10 protein-coding genes are annotated in these 11,903 nt (G+C 46.8%); 3 read left to right on the top strand and 7 right to left on the bottom strand.

Annotation, left to right across the window (positions count from 1 at the left end; translation table 11 throughout):
• Positions 1 to 83: 83 nt before the first annotated feature.
• From prpC to T411_RS0105760, 3 genes are all read right to left on the bottom strand, one after another.
• Positions 84 to 1,217, bottom strand: coding sequence for a bifunctional 2-methylcitrate synthase/citrate synthase (gene prpC / locus T411_RS0105770; protein ID WP_001271307.1), 1,134 nt, complete (start codon positions 1,215 to 1,217; stop codon positions 84 to 86).
• 176 nt (positions 1,218 to 1,393) lie between these two features.
• A complete protein-coding gene (gene prpB, locus T411_RS0105765; protein WP_000059217.1) occupies positions 1,394 to 2,290 on the bottom strand; it encodes a methylisocitrate lyase in 897 nt (298 codons plus the stop codon).
• Positions 2,291 to 2,300: 10 nt separating this feature from the next.
• The gene (locus tag T411_RS0105760; RefSeq protein ID WP_000842737.1) at positions 2,301 to 3,005 is read right to left on the bottom strand and encodes a GntR family transcriptional regulator; all 705 of its coding nucleotides are present in this window, start codon (positions 3,003 to 3,005) and stop codon (positions 2,301 to 2,303) included.
• Between the two features lie 632 nt (positions 3,006 to 3,637).
• On the opposite strand from T411_RS0105760, the gene T411_RS0105755 reads away from it, so the two are divergent.
• The 3 genes from T411_RS0105755 to T411_RS0105745 all read left to right on the top strand — a co-directional run bounded on the left by T411_RS0105755 (position 3,638) and on the right by T411_RS0105745 (position 6,896).
• Positions 3,638 to 4,609, top strand: coding sequence for a tripartite tricarboxylate transporter substrate binding protein (locus tag T411_RS0105755; RefSeq protein WP_000911054.1), 972 nt, complete (start codon positions 3,638 to 3,640; stop codon positions 4,607 to 4,609).
• Positions 4,610 to 4,859: 250 nt separating this feature from the next.
• On the top strand, positions 4,860 to 5,357 hold the full coding sequence (locus T411_RS0105750; RefSeq protein WP_001281728.1) for a tripartite tricarboxylate transporter TctB family protein: 498 nt from the start codon (positions 4,860 to 4,862) through the stop codon (positions 5,355 to 5,357).
• Between the two features lie 9 nt (positions 5,358 to 5,366).
• Positions 5,367 to 6,896, top strand: coding sequence for a tripartite tricarboxylate transporter permease (locus tag T411_RS0105745; RefSeq protein ID WP_000883972.1), 1,530 nt, complete (start codon positions 5,367 to 5,369; stop codon positions 6,894 to 6,896).
• 150 nt (positions 6,897 to 7,046) lie between these two features.
• Here T411_RS0105745 and T411_RS0105740 read toward each other — a convergent pair whose 3' ends face one another.
• From T411_RS0105740 to mglA, 4 genes are all read right to left on the bottom strand, one after another.
• Positions 7,047 to 7,844, bottom strand: a complete 798-nt coding sequence (locus tag T411_RS0105740; RefSeq protein WP_000919945.1) for a DUF1460 domain-containing protein — start codon at positions 7,842 to 7,844, stop codon at positions 7,047 to 7,049.
• A 350-nt stretch (positions 7,845 to 8,194) separates the two neighbouring features.
• Positions 8,195 to 8,833 (bottom strand): outer membrane protein, encoded by a 639-nt coding sequence (locus T411_RS0105735; RefSeq protein ID WP_000859515.1) that lies wholly within the window; start codon positions 8,831 to 8,833, stop codon positions 8,195 to 8,197.
• Positions 8,834 to 9,242: 409 nt separating this feature from the next.
• A complete protein-coding gene (gene mglC / locus T411_RS0105730) occupies positions 9,243 to 10,250 on the bottom strand; it encodes a galactose/methyl galactoside ABC transporter permease MglC (RefSeq protein WP_000340252.1) in 1,008 nt (335 codons plus the stop codon).
• A gap of 10 nt (positions 10,251 to 10,260) precedes the next feature.
• Complete coding sequence (mglA, locus tag T411_RS0105725) at positions 10,261 to 11,769, bottom strand: galactose/methyl galactoside ABC transporter ATP-binding protein MglA (protein ID WP_001909557.1); 1,509 nt, start codon at positions 11,767 to 11,769, stop codon at positions 10,261 to 10,263.
• Positions 11,770 to 11,903 lie beyond the last annotated feature (134 nt).

The raw sequence follows: 11,903 nt of genomic DNA, 5'->3' as shown, positions 1-11,903 counted from the left end.
AAAAGATAGGAACTAAAAGATGCTGCTGGCCATTCAAATGGCTCTGAACCCTCCACAGGAGGGTTCGTTGTACTTGTTCAGTGTTAGCCACGCTGTTCAATCGGCAACCAAGTTTGATGCTCAGGCCCTACATAATCCGCGCTTGGGCGAATAATTCGGTTATTCGAACGCTGCTCATACACATGCGCAGCCCAGCCGGTTAAACGGCTCATCACAAAGATTGGCGTGAACAATTTGGTTGGAATGCCCATAAAGTGATAGGCCGAGGCGTGAAAGAAGTCCGCATTACAGAACAGGTCTTTTTCACGCTTCATCACCGCTTCCACGCGCTCAGAGACGGCGTAGAGATGAGTATCACCGACCGCTTCAGAAAGCGCCTTCGACCACTCTTTGATTAAGGCATTGCGTGGGTCACTCTCGCGATAAATCGCGTGGCCAAAGCCCATGATTTTCTCTTTGTTCGCCAACATGCGCATGATGCCCGCTTCCGCTTCATCGGCACTGTGCCACTGCTCAATCATCGCCATCGCGGCTTCATTCGCTCCACCATGCAAAGGCCCGCGTAGCGTACCAATCGCGCCTGTCACACAAGAGTGAATATCCGACAAGGTTGACGCGCAGACTCTTGCCGCAAAGGTAGAAGCATTGAATTCATGCTCAGCGTACAGAGTTAACGAGCAGTGCATCACTTTTTTGAACAGCTCGCTCGGCGCTTGGCCAGTGAGCATTTTGAGGAAATAGCCGCCAATCGAATCTTCACTTTGATCGGCGGTATCAATCCGCACCCCGTCATGACTGAAGCGATACCAGTAACAGATGATCGCCGGAAACAGCGCCAACATACGCTCGGTCGCCGCTTGTTGCTCAGCAAAGGTATGTTCAGGCTCAAGGTTGCCAAGAATGGAGCAGCCCGTACGCATCACATCCATCGGATGCGCTTCAGCAGGGATCAATTCCAGTGCTTGTTTAAGTTTTTCGGGTAAACCGCGCAGGCCAATCAAACGAGTTTTGTACTGATCCAGCTCCGCTTGCGTTGGCAGATGCCCCACCAATAGCAGGTGCGCGACCTCTTCAAATTGAGCATGATGGGCCAAATCGGTAATGTCGTAACCACGGTAGGTTAACCCGGTTCCCGTTTTACCCACAGTACACAAAGCGGTGCTTCCCGCGCTTTGGCCGCGCAGCCCTGCTCCGCCTAACTCTTTTGCAGCAGACATGTCGAACTCCTTTTCTGGCTCTCCTTTTGGTGCTAGCGCACCGACCTCTTAGTGTCCACCTTCGGGTGTTTTAGGAGAGCAATTTCACGTTATTGGATTTAATTTTCTCTTACTCGCGCAGCCACATTGGCTGTCACACACATAAGAGAGGGTTGTTTCCTTGGGCTTCCCTCGGCTTAAGAGGGTTGTGAAAACAGCTGATCCAGCTTGTCTTCGTATTCGTGGTAATGCAGGTAAGCGTAAAGTTCTTTGCGCGTTTGCATTTGATCGAGCAACGCTTCCTGATTCCCGTGTTCCAGCAAGTGGCGATACACATTTTCCGCCGCCTTATTCATGGCTCGGAAAGCGCTGAGTGGGTACAGCACCATATCCACATTCACCGCCGCCAATTGCTCACCGCTGTAAAGGGGTGTCTGACCAAACTCGGTAATGTTGGCTAAAATCGGCACAGGTTTACCGGTAGCACTGCGCAGTGCCGTTGAGAACTGTTCGTACTGTTTCAGCTCGGTCATGGCTTCAGGGAAAATCATGTCCGCGCCCGCTTCCACACAGGCGATCGCTCGTTCAATCGCGCTATCCATACCTTCTACCGCTAAGGCATCGGTGCGCGCCATGATCACAAACTCAGGATTGATGCGCGCATCCACTGCGGCTTTGACGCGATCCACCATCTCTTGCTGGCTAACAATCGCTTTATTCGGACGATGACCACAGCGTTTTTGCGCCACCTGATCTTCCATGTGTACCGCCGCGGCTCCGGCTTTCTCCATCGCTTTGATGGTGCGTGCAATGTTAAATGCGCCGCCAAAGCCGGTATCAATATCCACCAGCAAAGGCAAATCGCAGGCGTTGGTGATGCGTTCCACATCTACCAACACGTCATTGAGTGTGGTGATGCCCAAATCTGGCAAGCCGTACGAGGCATTGGCAATGCCACCGCCAGAGAGATAAATCGCTTGATGGCCGATACTTTTCGCCATCATGGCGCAGTAAGGGTTGATGGTGCCGACGATTTGCAGTGGATGATGGGTTTTCACTGCCAGCCTGAATTTGGCGCCAGGACTTAAACTCATGGGATTCTCCTTAACCTTGTTGTTGGGCATCCAGCATTATTTGTTGTTCGATCAATTGGCGACTGCGCGAGATGTGGCGACGCATCAGCATTTCGGCCAACTCTTCATCTCGTTGGCGGATCGCACGCAGAATAAATTTGTGTTCTTCCAAAGCTTCTACCGGACGCGAATGCGAACGCGGCGATTGGTAACGATACATGCGCAGCAAGTGGTAAAGCTCATCACACAGCAAGCCAATCAGTTGTTGATTGCGGCTGGCTTGAATAATGCGGTAGTGGAAATCGAAATCACCCTGCTGGTGAAAGTAAGAAGCGCCTTCAACCTGATCGATATGGGTCGAATGTGTCGACAATAGGCTTTCTAAGCCCGCCAGTTCGATTTCGGTAATATTGCGCGCCGCAAGCCTTGCAGCCATGCCTTCCAGAGCTTCGCGCACTGCATACAGCTCAACCAATTTGGTGGGTGACAATTGAATCACTCGCGCACCGATGTGCGGAATGCGCTCTATCAAGCCAAGCCCTTCGACTCGCATTAACGCTTCACGCAATGGGCCACGGCTGACTTGAAACTGTTTGGCGAGCTCAGGTTCAGAGATTTTACTGCCCGGCGCGAGCTCCCCTTCAACAATGGCTTCAATCAGATATTCGGTCAGATTCTCTGATTTGGTGCTCTCTTTTTCAGTGCTCGCTTGGCGGACTAACGGACTACTTTTCATCAATCGTGATTCTCATCTTCGCACCTAACTGTTCACAACTCACTCTGTGTTAAATGCGCATCGCTATCTTGGTCTGATGAAAAAATAGCCCATAAAAGTGTCGACAATCAAGACAATTGTCGACACTTTAGACTAAGGTATAAAGTGGAACACGGGGAGAAAGAAAGGGAAATTGAATTAAAAACCTTTAAAAACAAATAGTAAAATAAAGACCTCTTTTTATTTCTCACCGACTGGTTGCGTATCATGATTAATATCTGTCTACACAACACGCCTTTCCATGACGTCAACATAACCTCAATCAAGACCGTGAACTTTATGAACATAATTCACTTAATGCCCAATATTGCTTTTATTGACGGATTAAAGACATTTATTTAACAGCTTATTAACCTTGGTTACATGCTCATTATCAGGAGCAGTGGTACCCCAAACCTTGGCCACAGAATCCTCACGATTGACGATAATGACTGACAAGCGTTAATCATGCCTCTTTTCGTGAGGTCGTGGTGAAAAAGAGATACCCCAATGACTTGAATCGTAGCCGACACCGCTGCCGCTGCAGGTCGAAAGGGGACAAAACAATAAGCATCAATGAGCTATATGATGCGCCAACATAAGGAACGTGAAACATGCTGAAGTTTTTTAAACCCTCCCTCACTGCCGCCATGCTGGCCGCTACTTTTTCTTTCTCCTCTCTCGCGGCTGACCTTGAAAAAATCCACTTTATCGTACCCGGTGGTGCAGGTGGCGGCTGGGATATGACGGCACGCGCCACCGGCGATGCGCTAACGAAAGCGAAATTGGTCGGGAATGCTTCTTACCAAAACCTCTCTGGTGGCGGTGGCGGTAAAGCGATCGCACACCTGATTGAAACCGCCGATCGTCAGCAAGATACGCTGATGATTAACTCGACCCCGATCGTCATTCGTTCGCTGTCTGGTGTTTTCCCTCAATCTTTCCGAGATCTCACGCCCGTTGCCGAAATCGTCTCTGACTACGGTGCGTTTGTGGTGGCAGGTGATTCAAAATACACCTCTTGGGAACAAGTGGTCGCGGATTTCAAAGCCAATCCGAAACAAATCAAAATCGCAGGTGGTTCAGCACGCGGTAGCATGGATCACTTAGTCGCTGCGGCGGCCTTTAAAGGCCAAGGCTTAGATCCAAAAGAAGTGCGTTACGTAGCTTATGATGCGGGTGGCTCCGCCATGACTGCCCTGCTCTCTGGCGAAACTCAAGTCCTTTCAACCGGTCTGGGCGAAGTGCTGGAGATGTCGAAATCCGGTCAAGTGCGCGTTTTAGCGATCACCTCTCCAAAACGTTTGGACATCGCACCCGATATTCCAACCCTTGCCGACTATGGCAACCCAACCACCTTCGTTAACTGGCGTGGCTACTTTGCCGCACCGGGAGTGAGCGCAGAAAAAGTCGCGGAGTGGAACGAAGTGTTCAAGAAGATGTTTGCCAGCGAAGAGTGGAAAGTGATCCGTGACCGTAATGGCTGGATTGACAGCTACAAAGGTGACAAAGAGTTTTACGCTTTCCTTGAAGAACAAGAGAAGCAAATGGGCGACCTGATGCGTGAACTCGGCTTCTTGAAGTAATTGCAGCAGAAGCGGAGCAATCCGCTTCTCTCACACTGTTTGCCGAGTAAACGTAAACACCGTCACTCCTTTGTTTATGGGTAAAGTTTGTTTATGGATAAAGTTCCTTTGACTTGCAGTCATACCCAAACACCTTAATACTGCCTGCATTTTTGCTGGCAGTGTGACAGGTTTGGTTAATCCCCATTTATTAACTTGTGTTTACTCGGCTCTTTCTCGCACACCGTTCACAAACCCAATGGAGTTGGATATGTCGGACCTGCCAACCAAAATTTTCACCAAAGAAAACTTACTCTGCCGTGACCGAGTGGGAGCCATGTTATTCCTGCTGTTCACCCTTGGTTACGGCTATCAAACCTCACTCATCACCATGTTTCCGAGCGATGAGTTGGAACCCTTTAACGCCCGAACCTTACCGACCATTCTGACTTATGCTGGTATCGGTTTATCGCTGCTACTGCTCGTAGTGGGTCAGCCGGATAAAAAAAGCGGTGCGGTGCTTGAGTTTAACTGGAAACTGCTGATCGGCTTTTTGGTACTGATGGCACTGTACGGTCTTGGCCTGACTTATCTCGGCTTTGTGCTGGCCACTTCCTTCTTCTTACTTGCTGGTTTTTACCTGCTAGGCGAACGACGTAAAAGCATCCTGTTTGGTGCTTCATTCCCCTTCGTGCTCGCTTTTTATTTGTTACTGACCAAAGGACTGGATGTGTATCTAGAGCCGGGTCATCTGTTTACTTTCGGATAGGAAATCATCATGTTAGACGGAATTTTACAAGGGCTGGCAACGGCGGTAATGCCGACCAACCTGATGATGGTCATGATCGGCTGCTTTGTCGGCACCTTCATTGGCATGCTCCCGGGCTTAGGCCCCATTTCAGCGATTGCGCTGATGATCCCGATTACTTACGGGTTAGAACCCGCTTCTGGCCTGATTTTGATGGCTGGCGTTTATTACGGCGCGATTTTTGGTGGCTCAACCTCATCGATTTTGATCAACGCACCGGGGTGTTCTTCAACCGTCGTGACCGCATTTGATGGCTACCCAATGGCGCAAAAAGGCCAAGCGGGTAAAGCTCTGGCATTGGCGGCTTACGCTTCCTTCACTGGCGGTACACTGTCTGCCATTATGTTGCTGTTTGCCGCGCCTGCTCTGGCGAAAGTGTCACTCAGCTTCCAATCCTCCGACTATTTCGCGCTCATGCTAGTCGGTCTTTCAGCCGTTGCCGCCTTTGCTGGCAAAGGCCAAGTCATCAAGGCATGGATGATGACTGTACTCGGTTTAATGCTTTCCACCGTAGGTATTGATAAAGGTATTGGTGTCGAACGCTTCACCTTCGGTCTGACCGATTTGATGGATGGCTTTAGCTTCCTACTCTTAGCGATGGCGACCTTTGCCCTTGGCGAAACCTTAATGGGCATTTTAAAACCAGATGCAGACAACAGTGCCAACGAGCAAGAGCAGATGAAAAACATCGGCAGCATGAAACTGACTAAGGAAGAAGTCAAAGAAGCGGCTCCGGTTTCACTGCGCTCCTCAATCCTTGGTTTCTTCACTGGCGTACTACCCGGAGCAGGCGCAACCATTGCCGCTTTCTTGGCTTACGGTATGGAGCGTAATCTTGCCCCGAAAGATAAGAAAGAAGAGTTCGGTCAAGGTTCGCTTCGTGGCTTAGTGGCACCAGAATCGGCCAACAACGCAGCATCCAGCGGCTCATTCGTACCACTATTAACGCTAGGTATTCCGGGTTCCGGCACCACAGCCATTATGTTGGGCGCATTGATCGCTTACGGTATTCAACCGGGGCCTCGTCTGTTTGTTGAGCATCCCGATATTTTCTGGTCAGTGATCATCTCAATGTACGTGGGTAACATCGTACTGCTGATCCTTAACTTGCCGTTGATTCCGTACATCTCCAAACTGCTGGCAGTACCGCGTACTGTACTGCTGCCGATGATTCTGTTCTTCTCCATCACCGGCGTGTATTTGGTGTCGTTCAATACCATGGATGTGTATGTGATGATTCTGGTCGCGATGGGCGCAATTGCCCTGCGTCTAGCGAACTTCCCACTCGCTCCCCTCCTGCTCGGCTTTATTTTGGGCGGTTTGATGGAAGAGAACTTACGCCGCGCGTTGATCATTACGGATGGCGAAATCAGCTTCCTGTGGGAACGCCCAATCACTTTAGCCTTCACAGTCTTGGCAATTGTGACGCTACTTAGCCCACTGTTTAGCCGCTTGATGGAGCGTAAAAAGCGTCCAACAGGGGTGAAGCTGCCGCACTGATTAAAGTCTATTCTTTGCAAGAAGATAAGCACGCCACCGCAAGGTGGCGTTTTTCTATATTTCGCGACGATCTGTTCACTACTCTTGGAACAATCGACGTTCCCAGCCATTGTTTAAAATATCTCAATAATTTCCATCATTAGAAATCAATCATTCGACCCGCAAAACCACAATTCCGGGTTTTGAACGGATATAATCCATAAAAGGAAGATCGACAACTTTATTGTATTTGGATAAGGATGAAGCGTTACGGTAGAGAATTTGATTATTTTCTTTAACGATAATGCCGGTGTGAGTGACATCTAACCCTATTTTTGGAGAATAAACCCCAACTAAGTCACCATTTTGCAGATTATCGAGGACAGATTGAGTAATTTTATCACTCGGAATATAAGTGATCATTCGTGGAATAACTCCTAAACCTTGAATATATTTCCCGCCTTCTACTTTTTGATTTAACTGTTTAGGTATAGTGATAGCATCAGGACTCATCTTTTCAGTAATATCGATAGCAATCTGTGGTGATAATGCATACCAATCACTGAAGAAGTGCTTGCGGTCATAAAAATGAATATGGGACTTTTTATAGCGAATATTCATCAGGGAACTGAAAAATGATGGCGTATCGGAAGCTTGGCTTAACGCTACGACATAATCTAAATAGGTAAAACAATCCATCCCATCAAAGTTCACTACTAGCGCGTATGGCAGGTCGGAATGATGAACTAATGTATTCGCTTGATAGGGAGTATCCATAAATAAGCGAGATGTATGAACGAGTAAGTCACCCGATGCTAAATATGCATTCGGTTTTATTTCACTTTCGATAATAGCGTTTACTTTCTCAAGAGTACGCTCGCTAATACTAATGGCATATTCATCTGAGTGATGTGTTGAACAGGCAGCGAGTAATATTATCAGCAGAGCGCTAAAAGGCCGTTTGAGCATCGATTTTTTATCCTTATTATTGTGACTCATAAATCATGTCATTTATTCATAATGGCAATGCACCCTGCCTACTTGTACTTTGCACACTCTACCACTGTTCTATCCTTTGTCGACATTCAGTTTATGCTGTAAAAAAGCCGCCTAAATTGGCGGCTCGATTAGCTATCATACCCAAACGGCTTGGAGTTACAGGCAGCAAGTGAGTTTATCCCCATGAGCATAGATAAACACTGTGATTGGAGTGAACAAACGTAACCAACACCGCTGCAGCTTCAAGTAGGAAAGGGATATTTTTCAAGCTCGCTTTAGTTTGTAACTGATAACCCTAGCAAGTCTTTTAGAAAAATAGATTAGTAGTTATAGTTCACACCAAGAAATACTTGGCTGGCTTTAGTAAAGTTAACATTGTCCAAGCCATCAAATTTGTTGCTAGCCAGATATTGATACTTATAACCTAACTCTAAATTCCAATGTTCAGTGAACATAATGCCAGCACCAACAGACGCTGCGAGCAAAGCTCCAGTATTACTTTGATTTTTGTCAGCACGACTTAAGCTTCTTACTGAGACATCTAATTCATCATGATATAGACCAATCTCTGCACCCGCTTTTACGTAAAACAGATCATTGAAGTTATGTTGAATATTCTGCCCTACACCAAGGATCGCGAGTTGACGCTCGACGACAAGCTTATTGTATGCATCAAATAGTGTAATTTCCGTATTACCATAATCTAAAAACACATAGCGAGTGGTCAATTGCTGTTCATTCAGTTGCTTTGTCGCGCCCCAATGAATACCTAGCATGGCGAATTTTTCATCGATATCTTTGAGATCTGAACTTGTATCTTTGTTGAAATCATTACCAAAATCAGAGCTTTTGAAACTAATACCAAATTGGTTGTTGGACATGGTTTCTTGGGTTGTTTCCGCTTGCACAGAGGACGCGAATAAAATGCTAGTAGCAAGCAAAGAAATAACTGTTTTCATAAAAAATAACCTTTAGGTATTTATAGTAATAACGAATGTCTTTTGCACAAAATCGATTAAATTTAACTCATTAATTCACAATAATCAGATTATGAACCTTAGAGACTATCGACATTGAGAAAAGAGTCGGCATTTTACTCATAAACACAAAAAATGAAAGTCAAATAATTCATTCACTTTTGGTAACTAAATTACACAACATCGTTTACTCATCTCTCTATATCAAAAAGTTCTTCAGCATTCAGTCTAACGCTTTCGAAACCATACATTATTTTATATTTAGTTGTTTTATATTCAGAACGTATCCTCACCGTGTTCATCCAAAAGTAGTAATTCAATCCTCCACATATACCCAATAAAAAGGCCTGATAATCATCAGGCCTTAAAAACAGACAAATCGACAATCTGCTTACTTCTTATTGGCGTATTTCATTGAATCCAGCGCTACAGCGAAGATGATGATCGAGCCTTTAATGATGTACTGCCAGTATGGGCTAACGCCGATGTAGGTCATACCGTAGTTGATTACTGTGAAGATCAGTACCCCGGTTACGACCCCAGCGATACTCCCCACCCCGCCAGCGAATGAGACACCGCCCACCACACACGCCGCAATCGCATCCAACTCATATAAGAAGCCTAAGTTGTTGGTAGCACTACCAATTCGTCCCGCTTCGAGCATACCGCCAAACGCATAGAACACACCGGAAAGCGCATACACTTTAAGCAGAGTCAAAGGCACGTTAACACCCGACACTTTCGCCGCTTCTGGGTTTCCACCAACCGCAAAAATGTTTTTGCCGAACACGGTTTTATTCCACAGTACCCACATAAAAATGATCGCGATAATGGCGTAGAAGGTGATGTAGGAGAACCGAAAATCCCCAATTCGGATAAAGCCTTGAGTGAAGGTAGTGAAGCGTTCATCAAAACCCGCAATCGGTGATGCACCGACCGAGTCGTAGTACAGCGAGTTAATGCCGTAGACGATGATCATGGTGCCTAAGGTCGCGATAAACGGCGTTACTTTGAGGTAAGCGACGATCACACCGTTGACCAAACCGATAATCGCACCAATCAAGCAGACACTAATGATGACCGCAAGAATCGGAATTTCACCCAAGCTTGGGAATACTTTGTTCACGTTATCCATTGATTGCAACAAAGTAGCGGAAATCACCGCGGCGAGACCCACTTGGCGACCAGCTGATAAGTCAGTGCCTTGAGTCACAATCAAACCTGCTACCCCCAACGCAATAATCACGCGCACCGAGGATTGAGTCAGGATATTACTGAGGTTACGTAAGCTTAGAAATGAGGGCTCTTGAATCACAATAATCGCCAGCAGAATAAACAGCACTGCGTAGATTGCGCCCTCTTTTAAATGTTTAATTGCAAATGATTTGACAGCATCCATAGTCATTTCCTTAGAGGTATCGAGAGGCCAGTTCTAGAATTTCGTTCTGAGAAGTTTGTTTGGTATTCACAATGCCTGCATTGCGGCCGTTGCTCATCACCATGATCCGGTCGGTAATTCCGAGCAGTTCCGGCATCTCAGAGGAAATAATGATGATGCCTTTGTCTTTCTTGGCCAGCTCTAAAATCAGCTGATAAATTTCGTACTTTGCGCCCACATCAATACCGCGTGTCGGTTCATCCAACATCAAAATCTCGGGTTGAGTCAGCAGCCAGCGCCCGATGATGACTTTTTGCTGGTTACCACCGGAAAGCGAACCGATATGAGTTTGATGCGACGGGGTTTTCACCCGCATAGAATCAATCACCCATTGCGTATCACTTTTCATCTTCTTGTCACTGAGTAGACCGTAAGGCGTTTTGTACTCGTCCACGTTGGCAACTAACGAGTTAAAAGTGATGTCGAGATTGGAGTAAATCCCCGTCGAGCGGCGCTCTTCGGTCACGAGTGCAAAACCGTTTCTGATCGCTTCATGCGCATCGTGATTTTTCATTTCACGACCATGGAGCAGAATATGTCCGGCACTGCGTTCACGCACACCAAAAATGGTCTCCACAATGTCGGTACGGCGCGAACCGACGAGACCCGCCACGCCCAAAATTTCCCCAGCTCGTAGTTCAAACGAAATATCTTGAATCGAGGGTTGATTGAGTGCGGTGAGATTCTTCACCTCAAGAATGACATTCTTCGGTTCGTTGCTTTTTTCAGGGAAACGCTGGGTCAGTTCACGGCCAACCATCATCGAAATGATCTTGTCCATGTCCAACCCTTTCAACGGACGCGTATCGACCCACTGGCCATCACGCAAAATGGTGATCTCATCGCAAATAGAAAAGATCTCTTCCATTTTGTGCGAGATGTACACCACCCCACAGCCTTTTTCTTTGAGCTTTTTGATGATGGTAAAAAGATGGTTTACCTCTTTTTCGGTCAGGGATGAGGTAGGTTCATCCATGATCACCACTTTGGCATCGTAGGAAAACGCTTTGGCGATCTCGAGCATCTGCATCTGTGAAACCGACAAGGTCGCGACTTTGACCTTCGGATCGATATCAATATCGAGTTCGGCAAAAATCGCTTTGGTATCCCGATACATTTTGTCGTGATCGACAAAAAATCCTTTGGTGGGATAACGGCCAAGCCAAATATTATCCATCACCGAGCACTGTTTTACTTGGTTCAACTCTTGGTGAACCATAGAGACACCGGATTCCAGCGCCTCTTTTGATGAGGAAAAGTTCACATGCTGGCCAAGAAAAATGATATCGCCTTCATCTTTCTCATAAATACCAAATAAGCATTTCAACAAGGTGGATTTGCCTGCGCCATTTTCACCCATCAAGGCATGAACCGAATGCGGACGCACTTTTAAATTCACCTTATCCAGAGCTTTCACTCCGGGGAACTCTTTACTCACCCCTGTCATTTCCAACAGGAATTCATGTGTTTGATTGACCATGGCATCACTTTTATTATGCAAAAATTCAGACAACCCATATCAATGCGTGGTACACACGGCGTGATATCTCTGTGCGGCAAATCCGTTGATCTGTCGCTGAATCTTTCGATGTTGCAAAAATATATCCAAATTAC

Origin of the sequence: Vibrio cholerae ATCC 14035 (assembly GCF_000621645.1) — a bacterium.
In the GTDB taxonomy this organism is placed as follows: domain Bacteria; phylum Pseudomonadota; class Gammaproteobacteria; order Enterobacterales; family Vibrionaceae; genus Vibrio; species Vibrio cholerae.
This window is presented reverse-complemented; position numbering and strand designations above follow the sequence as displayed.

What these genes read in the sequence shown, in the direction of transcription:
- prpC (WP_001271307.1), bottom strand. Translation starts at nt 1,217, where the DNA reads ATGTCTGCTGCAAAAGAGTTAGGCGGAGCAGGGCTGCGCGGCCAAAGC.
- prpB (WP_000059217.1), bottom strand. Translation starts at nt 2,290, where the DNA reads ATGAGTTTAAGTCCTGGCGCCAAATTCAGGCTGGCAGTGAAAACCCAT.
- T411_RS0105760 (WP_000842737.1), bottom strand. Translation starts at nt 3,005, where the DNA reads ATGAAAAGTAGTCCGTTAGTCCGCCAAGCGAGCACTGAAAAAGAGAGC.
- T411_RS0105755 (WP_000911054.1), top strand. Translation starts at nt 3,638, where the DNA reads ATGCTGAAGTTTTTTAAACCCTCCCTCACTGCCGCCATGCTGGCCGCT.
- T411_RS0105750 (WP_001281728.1), top strand. Translation starts at nt 4,860, where the DNA reads ATGTCGGACCTGCCAACCAAAATTTTCACCAAAGAAAACTTACTCTGC.
- T411_RS0105745 (WP_000883972.1), top strand. Translation starts at nt 5,367, where the DNA reads ATGTTAGACGGAATTTTACAAGGGCTGGCAACGGCGGTAATGCCGACC.
- T411_RS0105740 (WP_000919945.1), bottom strand. Translation starts at nt 7,844, where the DNA reads ATGCTCAAACGGCCTTTTAGCGCTCTGCTGATAATATTACTCGCTGCC.
- T411_RS0105735 (WP_000859515.1), bottom strand. Translation starts at nt 8,833, where the DNA reads ATGAAAACAGTTATTTCTTTGCTTGCTACTAGCATTTTATTCGCGTCC.
- mglC (WP_000340252.1), bottom strand. Translation starts at nt 10,250, where the DNA reads ATGGATGCTGTCAAATCATTTGCAATTAAACATTTAAAAGAGGGCGCA.
- mglA (WP_001909557.1), bottom strand. Translation starts at nt 11,769, where the DNA reads ATGGTCAATCAAACACATGAATTCCTGTTGGAAATGACAGGGGTGAGT.